The 17,371-nt window shown below is 65.5% G+C and carries 7 protein-coding genes and 1 pseudogene; 1 reads left to right on the top strand and 7 read right to left on the bottom strand.

Translation table 11 applies throughout. The annotated features are described in order from the left end of the window. Window positions 1-10: 10 nt before the first annotated feature. From AC0IZJ_RS25430 to AC0IZJ_RS25400, 7 genes and pseudogenes are all read right to left on the bottom strand, one after another. The gene (locus AC0IZJ_RS25430; RefSeq protein WP_471854558.1) at window positions 11-1,378 is read right to left on the bottom strand and encodes a DotU family type IV/VI secretion system protein; all 1,368 of its coding nucleotides are present in this window, start codon (window positions 1,376-1,378) and stop codon (window positions 11-13) included. Beyond that, a complete protein-coding gene (gene tssK / locus AC0IZJ_RS25425; protein ID WP_471854556.1) occupies window positions 1,375-2,826 on the bottom strand; it encodes a type VI secretion system baseplate subunit TssK in 1,452 nt (483 codons plus the stop codon). Before tssK ends, AC0IZJ_RS25430 begins: the two co-directional genes overlap by 4 nt. Before the next feature lie 100 nt (window positions 2,827-2,926). After that, a complete protein-coding gene (locus AC0IZJ_RS25420; protein WP_471854554.1) occupies window positions 2,927-5,878 on the bottom strand; it encodes a hypothetical protein in 2,952 nt (983 codons plus the stop codon). A 2-nt stretch (window positions 5,879-5,880) separates the two neighbouring features. Next, on the bottom strand, window positions 5,881-12,531 hold the full coding sequence (locus AC0IZJ_RS25415; protein ID WP_471854553.1) for a two-partner secretion domain-containing protein: 6,651 nt from the start codon (window positions 12,529-12,531) through the stop codon (window positions 5,881-5,883). 35 nt (window positions 12,532-12,566) lie between these two features. Further along, window positions 12,567-14,165 (bottom strand): ShlB/FhaC/HecB family hemolysin secretion/activation protein, encoded by a 1,599-nt coding sequence (locus tag AC0IZJ_RS25410; RefSeq protein ID WP_471854551.1) that lies wholly within the window; start codon window positions 14,163-14,165, stop codon window positions 12,567-12,569. 238 nt (window positions 14,166-14,403) lie between these two features. After that, a complete protein-coding gene (locus tag AC0IZJ_RS25405; RefSeq protein ID WP_471854550.1) occupies window positions 14,404-14,730 on the bottom strand; it encodes an OmpA family protein in 327 nt (108 codons plus the stop codon). A gap of 506 nt (window positions 14,731-15,236) precedes the next feature. Continuing rightward, window positions 15,237-15,522 (bottom strand): annotated as a pseudogene (locus AC0IZJ_RS25400) (IS5/IS1182 family transposase); the annotation flags it as partial. Window positions 15,523-15,642: 120 nt separating this feature from the next. Between AC0IZJ_RS25400 and mltA the strand changes: the two are divergent. After that, window positions 15,643-17,322 carry a murein transglycosylase A gene (gene mltA, locus AC0IZJ_RS25395; RefSeq protein ID WP_471854549.1) on the top strand — a complete coding sequence of 560 codons (1,680 nt, stop codon included), beginning with the start codon at window positions 15,643-15,645 and terminating at the stop codon, window positions 17,320-17,322. Window positions 17,323-17,371 lie beyond the last annotated feature (49 nt).

Here is a 17,371-nt window from a genome sequence, read left to right as displayed (position 1 = left end):
TCATGCCCGCCTATTGCTGCGAGTCCTGGGTCCGGATGCGGACCAGGGTTGCCGAGAACTTGTCGCCAGAGGGCTGCTGCGCCACCGCCTGCCTCAACTGACCCAGGTAGTCCGGGACGCGCTGCGATTCGCTCAAGCGAGAAGCAAACAGGGGCTGTGACGATGCCATGACAACCACGAGCTCCTCACCGAAGGGCGGCTGGATCCTCCAGTCTTTTGCAGTTCCGGTGTCGACACGCGTACCCGCGCGAACCGCGGCGTAGGTCCTCGGGTCCCACTTGCCCGGGTACAGGTGCGTCACCGTTCCATCCAGCGAGTAGTAGTCCACCTGCAAATGGCCATCGAACGCGGGTTGCACGATTTCCAAGCGCATCGGGTCACCATTGACCAACGGCTCCGGCGTGCGTCCCGCCGGCAAGAGAAAGCGCACGGCCGGACGATCTTCTGAGCCGGTGCGGGAGCGGGAAAACTCGCTGATGAGTTCTTCGACGTCGCAGTAGCGGCGCGGCCGCAGCTGCACATCGGCAGCCACGCGCTTAACACCCGGGATCGCAGATAAACGGGACTTCAGACTGTCTACATCCGCAGCGGCCGAAACGGTCCCCATCAGCGCGACGCTAGCGTCGGCTCCGACGCGGAACTCCAGTTCGGCGCACCTCACGGCAGCTACGGCCTCCGCTACTTGCGGGCCAGGATCAACCGAGGCCTTGCCTGGGCCACGCAGCAACGGATACAGCGCCATCAGCCCGGGCGCGATGATTGCTATGGCTAGCGCTGGCTTGAACCACGAGCCCGCGCTTTCGGCAGGAATCCGTGGCCCAGGCAAGTCGGGCACGCCCAGGGGTTGGTTGCAGATCGGCGCGGCCAATGCCGGTGCGAGGTCCAACGGGGGTACCGGCAGGCTGGGACTCAGCTTCGCACGGAGCTTCGAGAGCGGGCCGCCGGCTTCGTTTTCAAGGAAATACCTTCCCTCAAAGCCCAACCCCAACAGCGTGTGGAAGACCTCTCGAACCTCCTTTTGCTGAGGTTCAGTCGACGCTAGCCTCGAGAAGAATTCTTCGCCTCCATTGGCCGTGCCGAACAGCTTGGCCTGCAGCGACTGCGATGCATGTTTGGGCGAGCCCGACTTCGAGGCAACCTCGTCGAACCAGCAGACCACGCCGAAAACAGCAAGTTCCACCTCGGCGGTCGGCTTGCCCGCCGCCACAGCTGCCTTGCGGCACTGCCCGAGCCGTTCCTCAAACTGGTGGGCAAGTTCGTCGATGTCGCAAGCGGCCTGCTCCTCCTCAGGCAGGCGCAGGAGACCCACCCCCACCAGAATGGCCGGATCGAGCAGCTCGATCAAGCGTGCGTCGCCCGAGCTGACCACTTGGCTCATGGCCGGCCGCCAGTCACCGGGTACAAGGTCAGCGACACAGCGGTCGATCCCAGCGGCGTGTCGACGGCGAGGATGCGAGTCTGCACAACCTTGGCCCAGACCGGCCCCTCGGCGACCACCTCGAAGACATTCAGCGTTGCAGACGCCCTCGGCAGCTCTTGCGGAAACTCAGCCGGCGTTCTGAGCGCCAAGCCAGGCGTCTTGGAGGCTGCAAGCGCCTTCATGATGTCCTTGGCTCCGATCTTTCCCAAACTCTGCAGCTTGTCCAGCAGTTCCTGGCGCGCAAAGGGCCCAGACACCAGAAGAAAGTAGCGCGTTCCAGGGGCGGCAAGCACGTCGGCGGGCACCTGCGTGACGAAGTGCGCGCCATCGTGGGTGAACCGGTATCCGGCCACGGGTCCTGCGGCCAAACGTTCCAGGGCGCGGTCCACAACATCCACGAGCGGCCGCAGGCAACCTCGCAGATCGTCCTGATCGAAGGCAGGGAATGGTCGGCAGCCCCCTTCGTCGTCGCCGGTGGCATCGAACCCCTCGGAAAGCGCGGCGAGGTCTGCCACCAGTTCACGCAGCTTCAGGTAAAGCGCCTCTGGATGCGCATTGCGGTGGTGAAGCGCATGCTCAAACCAAGGCAGCGATCGCCCCAGCGTCTGCAACAGAGTTATGCGGGCCACGTCGGCCGCAGTCACCGCTCCGCCCGCCGGCTGGACCTGTTTGCGCGCGCCCGCGAGTTGCCCGACCTTGCTGTGCAGGTGATCGTGCACACGCGCTACCAACTCAACCAACGCACTGGCGGCGCCCAGGCACAAAGCCGGCGGCAGGTAGTCCCTGACCGGCGCAAAGACCCTTGGCCTTGGACAGGTCAGCTCGCAAAACTTGATGAGTTCCGCTCCCTGCTTGACGACGGCGAACGCCGCATCGCAATCCGCAATGATCGACACCACCACCTGCACACCGACAACGTCCGAACGGGGCATCTGCGAGTCATACAGATCGGCGAGTTCCTCGCGGTTCAACCAAAAGCGGGGTGGAAGCGCACCAGAACCGGAAAACGCCAACGGCTCGGCGCCGGGGTCCTTGGGCAGGTCAGTAGCATGAGGAATTGCAAAGTAGAGGGAGACACGATCTGCGCCACTGACGGTTGCGTCGGCCATCGAACGCACGATAAAGCGCGCATTGCCCTCAGGACGCTCAGCCCCACCAACCAACAGCGTGCCGTCTCGCGCAAGCGCTTCACAGCGCAGAACCTCCACTTGGCCTCGCGCAAGGCCCGATTCGCTGAGAACCAAACTCCTAATCCCCCAGCCATGAGGATTGGAGGTCTCCCATAGGAACTGTTGTCCCTCGAGACGGGACCGGTCGACCGCTTGCAGGTGCTGGGGCGTCACGAACGTTCCCTGCCCCCAATAGACACCCCGCAAGTGGCCCACCGGCTTACCTCCCAATTTCATCTTCAAACCAGTATACGGAGAACATCTTGGTCGCCCATGCACATGAAAACACTCTCTTGCGATCGATGCTTGGCCATTTCCGAGACACGCGCCGCACCGGCTAGTGAATCGCAATCACCGTTGACTCAAGAACTGGCAACGCCGACAAAACCGGTGTCTGCTGTAGCGTCGGATCTCGAGCCATCGTTCGCAGCCGCGGCAGCAGTGCTTGAACGCTGGGCACCGCGGCATCAAAAGCCGCGCGTAGCGTTACGGGACCGCGTCCCTTGTTTTCGGGTGTTGAACGCAAGGCCTTGATCATCTCCATTGTGAACAGGCTGTGGTCCAAGTCGACGGGCGATTGCCAGGACAACTCATCGCCCTTGGCGGCAGACAGCAGCGCGACTTGTGCAGACGCACTGCGCTTGAACAGCGCGTATGGGTTTGCGGCGCCCCCCGCTGAGCCCGAGTGACAGGTATCGAGCATCAGGATTCGGCGCCCAGGCAACCGCCGTAGCAATTGGGAAAGCTCTGTGCCGCTGAGCAATGAGCTTGCATCTCCCTCCGAGAGCCGAGTGCCAGCCTTCTGTGCACGCAAGACCTTGTTCACGTCTTCGAGCTTGCTGTCCTTGGCCACAAGGTAGTACTCAGCGGCGTCAGTGATCCCATGCGATGACATGAATACGACGATGGTGTCGTCCGGTGATGCCTGCTCCAGCACCTTTAGCCCGCGTATCAAGTTGGTCTTGGTAGGCTTGCCATCGAGCGATGTTTCAGTCAGCACCACCGATTGCACGTCGGCATAGGCCTGCCCCGGGCCCTTGCTTTGGCCAGTCAAGGCCGCTGCCAAGTCTCGTGCGTCGTTGGTGGCGAAGGGAAGAGGAGCTAGCAGGGCGGCAGGCATGTTGTCGAACTGCTGAACGCCGGCGGATACGACCCATAGCTTGCCTGCGGTGGGCCGCGCAAGCGCCAAGTCCTGGGCAGGATAGGTCTCAGCAATGCCAATTGCGAACTCCGATTCGGCCTCCACACGCACTTTGCTTTCGGCGCCGACGGCAACAAGTACCGACCGAACCAGCCGTGTCCTTTCCGCTGAGGAGATGCCCCGCTCGTCGGTGCGCAAGACCGGGAGGCCATCCACGTAGATTCCAAGCTCCTGTAGCGGCCGTCCGGTGGACTCGACCGAGAAGGTCACGCGCTGACGACCAGACTTACGCACAGGTTCGATCGACTCGATCCTGACTCTGGGCACCGCCAGATCCTTCAGCACGTCCGCAATCGTCTGTATCGGACCTTTCGACGCCGCGCCTTCAAAAAGGGCCGCTCGCACCAGATCGGGCCGGTACAGCGTGCGCTCGAATTGCACGGCTTTAAGAAAATCGGGCTCGCGGTCGGGGCCGCGGTTGACGACCCATCCAAAGTGCTCGTCACCCCGAGGCGAGGACATGTAGTAACCGTCGGCGCGCCATGCCACCCACTCACCATTGAGCGGATGCATGAACAACACAAGCTTCTCTCGGCCATCACGGGCACTGAACCAGCGCAGGGTGCCGTCGCCCAGCGCCGCCACCACCCATCGACCATCTTCACTCAAATGGATGCCGTAGGCCGGGGCGGGTACAGGCGTGCTCCAAAGGGCCTGCCCAGCAGCGGTGGCCAATCGCACAGCCCAGCCGGTCCCGAGTGCCACGCGCCCTGTCGGTTCGTGGGCTGCCCAGGAATAGGTTGATTCTGAGGCTTCCAAGGGCGCCAGGACGGTGCCGATGCGCAGAGGCGTCCGGTAGCTGAAGCGGCCTAGCTCGCCCACCACCTGCACGGATCCCTCGCGCCCGGGACTGAGCAGAGGCGGGTCACCGACCACAGCCAACCGGGCCGCTTCGTGCGGCGGTGCATCCAGTGAAAAGCTTGCCATTGCCCCACCTGGGCGCAGCAGCCACTCCACCTTCCGTGCATCTGGACTTAGGCGTAGCGCGGTGCCAATGTTGCGGAAGTCACCCACCGAGGGATCGACACGGGCACGTTCGCGCCCCGCGGCGTCGATGCGAAGCAGCAGTGGCGAGTCCGTTGCCACCACCAACCCCTCGTCGGGAAGACCCAAGCTGTTGGTGTAGCTGTGCAGGCCGATGTCCCAGCGCCGCATGTTGCCCATGCCAGCCAAATCCACGCGGTACAGCGGTGTGCGCCGGGTCAGAGCATGTTCGCCATAGACGGTCAGTGTGTCGCCGCTTTTGGACCAAGAGATGCAGCACAAGCCGAGTTGCTGCGGGTCGCCATTGCGCAACACTCGCAGAGCCTGCAGCGTGGCCACATCTATCAGCACCGCCTCGGGTCGGTCGATGACCCCGAAGGCGAGGCGGCGCCCATCCGGGGAAAAGCGCACACCACCCAGTTCCGATCCGCGACAGACAGGTCCTGGGTCCGAACGCGGCGGGTAGTTGGCACGGAATCGCATGCGCTGGTCGGGGCCATAGATGCGCAGGCAACCATCCGCCGAGGTGGTGGCTAGGGAGCCGTCGGCGCTGTAATCGGCGAAGACCACATGGCCGTCGTACTCTGCGTCGCGGAACAGCAGCTTGCCGTCGTCTACGCCTACCACGCGCAGTTCACTCTCCAGGCCGATAGCTAGGCGCTGCCCGTCTGCAGAGAGGGCCAGCGACAGTACCGCACCAGGGTGGCCTCGGCTCACCACACGCAGGCGGCCCGATTCGAGGTCGACAGCATAGACCTGGGCGAGCCCAGCAGTCCAGGACAGACCGGTCCAGCCAGCGACATAAGCGGTGCGCCCGTCCGGCGCAACGGCGAGGCCGCGAGGCTGGCCCTCGTTGCCCACTTCGCCCGGCAGGTCCACGGTCCGCAGCGGTGCCAAGTCGGCCATGCGCCAGATCCGCAGGGTCTTGTCGGCGCCGATACTCACCAGCAGTCGCCCGTCTGGTGTGGCGCGCATCTGGTACACAGCCCCGCCGTGCATGTCCCCGCTCACACGCGGGCGCGGCTGGCTGCTCTGCGCTTGCACAGCGCCTGCAGCGACCAGCCCGACGACCAGCGCCGCTGCCCAGGTGCGCAGCCGCCGCATGCTCAAGGGGCCGGCTTGCAGATCTTCTCTGCCTCGCCTACCGGTTGCAGGTCCGCCGGTGCGCAGACCTTGGGGTCGCTGGACCTACCCAGCAGGTAGCGGCGGCTGAACACCCCCTGCGACGCGCCTTCACGGGCGCCGCCGCGCCCCATATCAGCCTGCGCCGCCGGCGTGGCGCCCAGCAACTGTGCCGACGTGTCCAAGTCAACGCGCCGTAGTGTGTCGCCGCCGGTACCGGGTGCCGGCTCGGGTGGGGGCGCCGACAAGGGCGGGGGCAGGCTGCCCACCGTGCCCTGGTTGGCGCGCGCCGGGTCCGTGGGCGTGTTGGGCACCACCACGACGGTGTTGTCCACCGTAAAGCCAGTGTAGGACCCCGCAGCGCCACCGCTGCCCGCGGCGCTGCCGTTGGACGCTGCCGGGGGCGCGGAGGTGGATACCGACCCGACCGTAGTGCCGTTGCCGGTCACCACGCTGCCGAAGCCACCCACCGCGGAGAATCCGGTGCCCGAGTTGTTCATGCCCTGCGTGCCGCTGGAGTTCACGTTTGACGAGCCGTTGGAGCCTTGGTAGCGCAGGTTCACGTCCACGCTGATGGGCAGCGAGGTGTTGGTGCCCAGGGCTGTCAGGCTGGAAATGTAGGTGGACCCCGTGTCGAAATACCAAGTGGTGGGCCCGAACACCAACCGGGTGCCCATGGCGCTGCCTGTTGTGCTGACGGTGGCCACCGCGCCGCCTATGAACGCCCAGCCCGTGGCACCGGACTGGGTGGACGTGGGCGGCTTGATCTGCGTGCCGCTGTTGTCGTCGACGTCACCGTTGATCAGGATGCCTTGAGTCGAATAGGGATAACCGAACGGGGTCAGCAGGTTGACGGACACCACGTTGGCCAGCGTGCCCATCGGGGCGTAGAGGCCGGTGGACTCGGAGTCGATCGGTGTGCTTCGGTCGTCAGCCGGTATGGGTGTTGACTGGTCGCCCAACCCATTGAAAGTCAGCACCTTCAGGAGCAGGCCGCCGCCTGCGGCGCGGCGGGCAGAAGCGTTGTTGGGGTCCACTGAGACGCTGCCCACCTCATAGAGCCTGTCGGCGATCTGGTAGAGCCCCGGGAAAGCGCCGATGCCGGTCACCACTGACAGGCTGTCAGTGAGATGCAACGCGCCCACGCGGTCCGGCGAAGTGTCGCTGAGCGCCGCCACCCGCAGGCCCGACAGCTTGCCAGCAACCGTGACCACCGGCACCGGCGTGCCAGCGCTCAAAGGCACCAGCACGTCGGTCTGGTCGCTGTAGTTGGCCGGGTTGTTGCCCACGATGACCTTGGCCACGCGCCGGGCGCTGACGTGGGCATACTCGTCATTTGGTGGCGTGTTCCCTGGGGTGACGTAGGTATTGACGTTCTGCACGTCCGCGTACTCGGTGGTGTTGTCAAACAGCACCAGCCACTCCCCCTGCACCGTCACGTTGTAGCCGCGCCGTGAACGCGAAGGCCCGCTCACCAAGTCTAGACCCCTGGAATACACGTTGTGCCCAAGAAAGATGCCGTCGGTGGCATTCGCTTGCGCGCCCGTGGGCGTGGCTTGCACCAGGCTCACGCCACCCTTGTTGACCCCAATGGCATCGTTGGAGATCAGCCGCTGACCGGCTTGCACCGCCAGCCCGGCGCCGCCGCTGGCGCCGTCGGCGTTGCCGTCCAGATTCAGCCCATTGAGTTCCACTGAGCCCTGCAGTGCGCTGATGGCCATCGCGCCCATCGTGGGCCGGTTATCGAACTGGTAGCCTTCGGCATAGCGGTCATAGCCTGTGCTCGCACCGCCTAGCGGCACCGCCAACATGATGTTGCCGCTGTCGGACTGCAATGTCGTCAGGCCGTTGGTGGCGTAGGTGCCCGGTGCCACGGTCTGTAGGCTGGCCAAGCGGACGCTCGCGCCGCTACCGCTGCTGCGCACGGACAGGTCACCGCCTTCGGTGCGCAAGGAGCCGTCGGCCTGCAGCGCGGCGCGGCCGCTGGGGTTGCTGCCGTCGGCCTGCAGCGTCATGGGTGTGGACGGGCCGCGCACCCGCAGCCCGGCCGACTCGGCAACCACGCCACTGCCGGTGCCTGGCGCCACGTAGACCGTCGCCGCCGTGACTGACAGGGCACCGGCCGAATCCACTTGCACGTTGTCTGCGGTGCTGAAGGCACCCGTGGCACCCAGCGTGGTGATGCCGCCCGAGGCCACGTCGCCATTGAGCCGTAGCTGGCCGCCCGCGCGGCCGGTGCCGCCCCGCACATCGGCCACGCGCAGTGATGCCGCTTGCACCGGACCCAGGCTCACGTCGCTGCGGCTGGTGAACACGGCTGCACCGCCCGCCACCAGGCCGGCCGCCACGTCGATGGCGCTGCGCGCGTCCACGTCCACCGCGCCCGTCACACGGGCACCCCCTTGCAGCTGCGCGCCACCGTCACCGGCCGTCACGGTAAGGCTGGCCACACTGGCGCTGGCCGAGCCGGGGCCCACGATGGCCTGGGATACGCGCACCGTGTCTGCCGACAACGACACCGCGCCCGTGCTGGAGAGGGTGGAGGCCAGCAACTGGCTGGTGCTGCCAGTGAGCTGAATGGACGTGCCGCCTGCGCCACTTTCCATGGTCGCACCCGCCCGTTCGTCAAGCCCGGCAGCGCTGATCTCCAACGCACCCGTGCCGGCCGCCTTGACCAGCGCGGCGGAGCCGGCACTGTCACCGACGGTGACAGTGCCGGTGGCGGTCAGGCGGGTGGCCGTGGCGCCACCAGCCTGCAGTGCACCCGCCAGCGTCATGCTACCCGCCGTGAGCGTGGCCGGCCCGGCCGACACTAGGCGCGATCCCGCCGCGCTGCCTATCGCACCACCCGCGTCCAGAACCAGTCCGGCGGCCGAGCCGATCTGGGCCGTGGACGCCAGCGTGATGTCGCGCACCGCGTAGGCCTGCACGTCGGCATTCAGGCTGCTCAGCGTGCCAGCCACGGACACGCTGCCGGCACGGCGCCCATCACTGCCCTGGGTGCCGCCCAGCTGGATGCTGGTGGCGGAAATGGATTCCAGTTCCGCCGTTCCAGCGGCCGACGCCGTGACAACGCCCTGCGCGTCCAGCACGCCGGTCTGGCGCAAAAGGCCGCTAGTGGAAGTGCTGGTCAAAGTGGCCGAAGCCACACGGCCACCTTGCATCGACACACCGGCACCGGTGATGGTGAGCGCCCCAGCGCGGCCGTTTGCGCCCGGGCCCAGGATGGGCGCTGACACGGTCACGTCGCCATCGCTGCGAAGCGACACAGCACCCGCGGACACGAGTTCGGCCGCACCCAATGCGCCGCGGGCTGCGATGTCGATTCCACCCGCGGCGGACACCAGCGGGCGAGCGGACGAGCCCATGGTGAAAGCACCAGCGCTGCTGACATCGGCGCGGCCCGTGAGCACGGCTTCGCCGGTGAGCGCGATGCCGCTGCCGGCGGCCGAAGTGGTCAGGCTCAGGTCACCGCCATACGCGCGTCCGAGCTCGACTGTGCCCAGCGTGGCCGTGACCGCAGCCCGGCCCGTGGTGCCGCTGCCGAAGCCGTTCAACGTGGACGCGCGTACGTTGCCGCTTTCCGCGGTGATCGTCAGGCCGCCCCCTGCCGTGCGCACGCCGCTCTGCAGGTCGATGCTGCTGGTACGCCCCGACAGGCCAGCGGCACGCAGCTCAATCGTCCCGGTGCCCGTAGTGCGCAAGCCGCTGTCGTCAGGGTTGGCCGGGTCTGCGGCCGCGCCCAGGCTGATCGCGCCGGCCTGGAAAACGATGATGCCGCCGGCGCTCACCTTGGAGCCCGTGGCAGCGTCGAGCAGCCCGTTGGCACGCAGCGTAACGGCCCCAGTGGTGGTCACCTTGCCGGCCAAGGTGACGCCGGCACCTGCGGCGCCACTGCCACCCCAGCTGTCGGTCAGACTCAGACTGGACGCGCCTACGTCACCCAGGGTGACGGCAGCCGTGGACGCCACTTCAACGGCGCCTCCCGCCTCCAGTGCACCCACCACGCTCGTCGTTCCCGCCGTGGACGCCACGCGCACACCAGCCGTAAAACGGCCGCCGTTGAGGGAGACGTTGCGGCCCTGGGCTTCGAGCGAGGCCGCATCGACCTGGCGGGTCGGGTCGCTGGCCGGCGCGGGCCCGACGATGGCCTCGGCCACGGAGAGGTCGCCAGCGTCGGCACGCAAGGTGACCGCTCCGGAGGCCGCCAAGCGTTGCAGGGACAGGTTGCCGGCTGCCGCCGTCATGGTCAGCGCGCCGTTGCCGGCGGACACGGTCTGGCTGCCAGTCTGGGTGATCCTGGCACCACGCACCTCCAGGCCGCCCGCGCCTTCCACCACCAGACGGCCACCCAGCGTCACGGCAGCGCTGCCGGTGATGCTGCTGGCGGCGCCAGCTTTCAGGTCGCCACGCAGGTCTAAGTCTGAACCGTTGACCGTCATGGCACCTCCGGCCACCAGCGTGGAAGCTGCTGCCGTGCCCTGGGCGGCAGCCGTGCTGACGCGCCCCTGTGCGTTGATGCTGAGCGCCTGTCCGGCAGCCAGGCCCGCACCCGCGGCCAGATCAACGCCTTGCGAAGAGGCGATGTTCAGGTTGCCAGTACTCGCGGCCACGCCAGTCAGCGTTACCGCGCCCGCGCGGCTGCCGGCGCCTGCCAGGCCGGTGACGTCCAGCGTGGCGGCATTAACCCCCGCCAGACTCACTGCCCCGGCGCTGCGCAGGTCGGCGGCTGCCGTGGCATCCAGCGCCGCAACCACGCGTAGGCCACCCGCGCCATTGGCGGTGAGAGCGGCAGAAGCCACACGGCCGCCGGCTAGGTCCACCGACTGTGCGTTCACGGTCAGCGCGCCAGTGCGCCCCATCGACCCCTGGCCCACGATGGGTGCGGCCACCGAGACGGCGCCATTGGTCGATCGCAGCGTGACTGTGGCACCGTCGGACACCAGTTGCTGCAGTTGCAAGCCAGCTGCACCGCGCAGATCCAAGGCGCCACGTCCACCCGACAGCGTGGTGCCAGCCGACTGCGTCAGCGTACCGCCGGCATTGAGGGTCAGCGCCGCGTCATTGAGTATGACGTTGGCGTTGAGCGTAAGGTCGCCCCCGGCGTCCAGCGTGAGGCCGCCACCCGCCACCCCACCGCTGGCTGAACGGCCGTCGACCGCGGCATCGACACGGATGTCATTGCTGGCCACGATCTGCACGCTGGTGCCTGCGACGAGCGAACGGCGCACCGCATCCACGCTGACCGACACATCGCCCGTGCCCGATGACGAAGCCAGGCCGCCGCCGGTGCTGCCGATGACCACATTGGTTGGGTCCAGCAGCAGCAGACCGCCGGGGCCGGATGCATCCACGTCGCCGGTGAGACCGATCTGCCCGTGGCTGGAAACCTCGACCTGGCCGCCCCGCCCCAATGCGGCGCCCCGCGCACGTATTGCGCCATCCAGCGTGGTCCGCTGATTCGACCATAGAACCACTGTGCCGCCGTCACCCGATTGCTCCGCGCTAACATCAATCACCGCGCCACGTGCGACGCTAACGTCCCGAGCCTGCATTAACGGGCCTTGGCCCTGCCAGCCCCCGCCGACGTTGACTTTTCCGCCACCCAGGGCTCCGCTGGCGTTGATCCTCGCGGCATCAGTCAACACGAGGTCGCGCGCTGTTACCTCGACCCGCCCGCCGCGGACTCCCGAGGCATCCAATGTGCCGCTGAGCGCGAGTTGCGTGCTCACGTCCCCGCGCAGCGATATCAGCCCGGGTGCTGCGGTGTCGTATGACGTGGCCCGGATGACGCCGCTGATGTTGATGATGTTGTCCACCAGTTGCTTAACGGTGGCGGCGGTGAGTTGCACACGTCCCCCGTCGGCCGTGATCTGGCCGCTGTGGTCCACGCGTGCGGCCAGGGCCAACCCGCTGGCGTCGGTCACGGCATGCATGGCCGCGGGATCAACCACCAGATTCACCAGTTGGTCACCGTAGAGGTCGAGCACAAATGCATCGCCCGCGGCCAAGGCCACCTTGCCCAGCCGCGCATTGATGACCCCGCTGTTGGCCACCTGGCGGCCCACCAGCGCCGCCAAGCCACCGTCTGCAATCGTGATCGTGCCCTGGTTCTCGACCTTCGCACCCGTCTTGCCAGGTTCGTTGAACTCCAGGCGCCCTGCCATGAAGTTGGCGTTCGTGATGTTGGCCGTGGAAGCCACCAACCCACCCACGTCAACCTGGGCCGTGCGGCCAAACAGGATGCCGTTTGCGTTGAGCAGGTACACCTGCCCATTTGCCGTGATGCGCCCGAAGATGGCCGATGGGTTGCTCCCCAGCACGCGGTTGAGCGTGGCCGAACTGGCATTGGGCTGCAGGAAGTTGACGGACTCGGTGGCGCCCACGTTGAACGAGCGCCAGTCGATCACCGCGCGCTGAGAACTCTGTGTGATGGTGGTCTTCTGGCCGCTTTGCTGGATGTTCGCCTGCCCGGCCGACACATTGCCGCCTTGCGGGCCGGCCAGCGCTGTAGCCGGCGCCAAAAGTGCCGCAGACATGACAGCGCGCGCGCCGATCGATTGGAAGAGCCGCGAGATCTCGAGTGCCAGCGGGTTGATGGCGAATCGCCGGCTGGCGTGAAGGCGCTTGTTCATCGCGTGTCTCCCAAAGACTGCTTCTACAGTGAGTTCTAGAAATCGATCCCGAGGCCGGCAAACACCCGCACGTCGTTGTCGCCCTTGCTCGCTACGGGCCGCCCACGAGGCTTGGCGATTTCTATATACCCCTTGGTGCGTGCGGGCCCGCTGAACCGCAAGCCCAAGCCGGCTGACTCGAGCGACGTCGTGGCGTCTGCGGCACCCGCTTGCTTGCGCTTGACGCGCCCTGAATCCACGTACGCGTACACGGTTGACGCAAAGCCCCCCAGCGAGGTGTTAAAGCGCAGCTCAATCTTGCCGGCCACGCCGTTTTCACCGATCACCTCAGAAGGGTCATAAGCGCGCAGGAAAAGTTCGCCGCCCAGACCCAACTGCTCGGCAGTGGTTAACTGGTTTGAGGAGCCTTGCCCCGTGACGGCCGCCAGCAGCGACCAGTTGCCGCCCAGGTTCTGCAACCTAGCCGCATAGACGGTGGTCTTGGTGAAGTCGGGTACAGCGCCGTTCAGGTCTGCCTGGGTCGAAGCGCCCATGCCCGTGAGCCCCTTGGAAACTTCCACATCCAGCAACGAAATGCCCCCCACGCTGTCGGCATAGTCGGCAGTGAACCCGACTCGCAGGGCGCGGATGCGGTCGTCGGACACTTGCAGGCCCAACGTGTTTGAACTCGAGTTGGAGCCGGTGAGTGAGCCTCGAACCGCAAAGTTGGTCTGCCTGCTGCGCAGCACCGGGTAGCTCAGGCCCAAAGACAGGTTGTCGCTGCGCGAATCAACGTTGGCCACGGCGACCTCGGGCTCCGAAAGTGAGGACGACGCGCCCAGTTGCGCCTTCAGGCCGCTGGCGCCCAACGGGAACTCGGCGCTGTAGGAAAGCAGGTTGAGCTTCTTGTCACCCGATGTGATGAGGCGCAGGCTGTGTCTGTCAAAGGCGCCGAGCACGCCACGCAGATCGGCACTGGCCTCCAACCGCACTTCGCCTTGCGATGGATTGCTGCGGTTGTGGGCAGCTAGCGAGAACTCGCGCGGATCTTGTGACACCACGAGTTCGAGGTCCGAGGCGTTGGGCGCTGAACCGGCGCGCAGCGAGGCTTGCGCACTGACACCGGCCAACTCGTTGATGAGCAGCAGGCTGCGCTCGAGGGTGGCCAGCGTCAAGGGCCGCTCTGCGCGGATGGGCGCCAGGTAGGCCTGCAGGCGCGCCGCGTCGAGGCCGCTGACGGTGACCTTGTCGATGTAGCCCTCGAGCACTTCGATGCGCAGGTCGGCGCCCTTCTCAGCCAGGTCTTGCTGGGGGATCAGCGCTTGCGACAACACGTAGCCTCGGTCGCGGTAGTAGGCCGAGATGCGCCCGGCGATGGCGAACACGTCGTTCAGCGTGATCTCTCGGCCAAGATCCGAGGCCCACAAAGGCTCGAGCTGAGCGGGCTTGAACACGGTGCTGCCCTGCAGGATGACGGAGCGCAGGGTCAGCTTGACTTGGGACGCCCCAGTGGGCGCCTGCTCTGCAAACCGGCTGCGGTCGATCTGGATCAGACCGTCCCGCCTAAGCGGTAGCGGCTCCCTGGCGGTATCGCGCTCGATCCGGCCGGGCAGTGTGCCTGGGGGGACCGTCTGCGCATGCACCTGCGCGGCCATCACAGCAGCGGTCAACGAAAAAAACACACGCCTGCTACCGAGCATGGACCCTCCTGATTCTTCTTGGGGCCCGCGCTCGGGCGACTACTCAAAACTGCGCAACTGCATCTGCATGTTGCAGCCAGTTCGCCTGCTGTCAATACCCGTCCGCCTCAAAGTTCATCCGCGCCATTCCGATTGAGGATGCAAGGCCGACGTGCCGCCACGCCTTTGCCATCAAACCGATGTGCGCCGGCTCTCAATTGGTGCGCAACGCAACTTCGACACGGCGCTGACTAGGTGAATCTGCCGGGTACTTTGGCAACAGTTCGGATGGGCCCTTGCCCTGAGCAATCAACCTGCTCGGGGAAACGCCCCGTTCGACGAGAAACGAAACCACCGCATCCGCTCTCTGGCGCGACAAGCGTGTGTTCAGAGCCAGCGAGCCCGTCACATCGGTATGGCCGAAGACGGCGAAGGGCAATGCCGCCAGGCTGCCGTCGTTCAACGCGGTCGCGACATTGGCAAGTTTTTGCACCGAATCTTCGCGGATTTTGTGCGAGCCGATGTCGAACTGGATACGCATCACGGCATTGGATGGCGCCGAAGGAGCGCTCGCCGAGCTTGACCCGACGCCTTTACTGAGCAATTTAGGCTGCAGCGCATCTACAAGTTCGCTAACCGACGGGGTTCGCTCTCCGAAGTCCGTTGCTATGGACGGCGTGCAGCACATGACGGAAACACAGGACAGAAGAGCTATGCAGCAGCGATTCATAGAACATCTCCTAGACTGACAAGTGGGATGCAATGGGGCGGTTTATTGGCCAGCAGTTTGCGATGCAATTGTGGCTTCGTCCATATGCTGATCGCAATACGGCATATGCCGTCGGTCGTGCCTGTTGGTCACTTTGGAGTAGCGCTTGTAGTTAGGGATGATGAAAACCCTAACAGGCCGTTGACGCACCGCCCATGCACGCGAGTTCAGCCAGGGCAAATCGGCGATTCGAGCGCATCAAACCTTCCGGCGTCGTCAGCTCTCGCGTGATTGAACCCTTTTCGGGGCATTCCAGCCCTCGCGGAGTGCCATTTCGACTCGATGCGCCTTCTCTTGCGCTGGCTGCCCTCGTAGCCCGGGTGGCGCGTGGTGAGACTGTCGATGGCGCTGCCGCCGACGCGTATCGTGTTTAGTGCCACATGCGGCGTCACGTTGATCTCTCAGCATGCCTTGACGAAGCGCGTGGTGTCGTACGCCTTGTCCGCCCCCGACCGTCACGCGCTCGGCTGGCCCCGCAACACCGACCAGCATCTGTGCAGCGATAGCGCGCTCGGCCGTGCCACCCGACGTGCTGGCCTGCACGTTGACCACAAGGCTGTGGCGGGCGGCATCCAATGCCAACTCGGCATCGGGGTCACGGATTCAGGATGTTGATAGCAATAGGACGTATGCCGTTCGTCAGGGCCGGCTATCTAGTGAGGGATGCGCTCGTAGACTCAGACCGTGAAAGCCCGTTTCGCCACCCCTCACCTTGCGCCACGCTGGCACGCGCTTGCGATTCACTGTATTCGCTGGAAAGTTCAGCTTCTTGGGTTGCTCGATGCCTGTTTTGGTTCTTCCAGTCGGTACTCGCTGGGTCTGGCCGTTATCTGCTCAGCCATATGTACAGTCGCTGCCGCACAGCCTTGGCCCAAGCAAGTGGCCGCCTCGACGATCACCGCTCGGCCGGCGGAGATGTTGACAAAGCATGCGCGCTATGTGGCGGCGGAGTGGTCCTCTCTGTCCGGCTGGGCCGCCGACGCGTCGGACGAAGCCTTGACTGCCTTCTTGCGTGGTTGTCGGTCGCTGGGGTCTAAGGCGTCCTGGACATTGGTGTGCGATGAAGGGCGACGACACGCCGGAAGATCCCGGCACGATGCCAGGGAGTTCTTCGAAACCCACTTCGATGCTTATCAGCTCAGATCTGCAACCGAGAACAGCGACACGGGATTGCTTACGGGCTATTTCGAGCCAACGATCCGCGGCAGTCGAACGCGACAAGCTGGCTTGGACGTCCCCGTCTACGCATCGCCCCGCGACTTGTTGCTGCTCGATCGCAAACAGCTCGCTGGCACGCGCTTCGGCGACACAGCCGCAGCGGTCGTGAACAATGGCGTGCTCACGCTGATGCGTGCCGACGCGCTCGGTCAAACCGCTGCAGATTCCCCCAGAACTGTTCGACTGCTTGTATCGACCGACGCGCCCGTCACGCCCGACAGGAAGCTTCGTGTCCGTATAGATGGCAATACTGTCGTCCCGTATCCGTCGCGGCAGGAGTTGCAAGCTGACCGCGACAATCTGGAGGCAGACGTTCTCGCTTGGGTCGAGTCCGAGGACGCTGTGTACATGATGCAAATGCAAGGGTGCGGCCGCATCGTCTTTCAGGACGGAACGCACCTGCGTGTCGGCTACGCTGAACAGAATGGCCACGTCTTTGCCCCACAAGGCCGCGAGGCCCTAGCGTCAAAGGGCGTCGGCACTCGGGTCCCGTCGCCATCGCCTTCCGTGCCGGGCTCGCAAACACTTGAGGTGCAACGCATCATCGAGATGTTCAGATCGGGCGCTGCAACTGCCCCAAAACAGTCCGATAGAAGTGCGCCGCCGAGTCGACCGCAGAGCGGCAAGGGCCAATCTGCGGCGACATTGGCCTCTAGCCCGGGCACATCCGGGTCGCGGGTGAGTGAAGTCCCTGTGGGGTTGTTCACGTCCGCGATCAAGTCCGACCCATCGTATGTATTCTTCCGGCGCATCGGGTCGGCCGAGCCCGGCCCTGTCGGCGCGCTCGGAGTGGGGCTAACGCCCGAGCGGTCGATCGCTGTCGACCCTCGGACGACACCCCTTGGGGCACCCGTGTTCCTTTCCGCGGATGGCGAGGTCAGCAACAAGCTCAATCGGCTCGTCATCGCGCAAGACACCGGAGGTGCGATTCGCGGACCCGTCCGTGCAGACTTCTATTGGGGGCCAGGCGGCACGGCCGGTGCCCGCGCGCTGCGGACCCGAGATCCACTTCGGTTGTGGGTGCTGCTACCAAAGTCGATGCGTGGCTCCCTGCAGCACCTCGGCGCGCTGACGTCGAAGGGCGTGACAAGCCAGTCGTCGCCACGCGAATGCCTGGTCGAAGACGAGGAGTTCTGTTTTGAGTAACAGGACACTGCTGGGGCAGCCCGCAACAAACCGGATCGAAGCAAAGCGC

The organism is Roseateles sp. AC306, assembly GCF_979253795.1.
The sequence above is the reverse complement of the archived record's forward strand: the minus strand, read 5'-3'. Positions and strand labels throughout refer to the sequence as shown.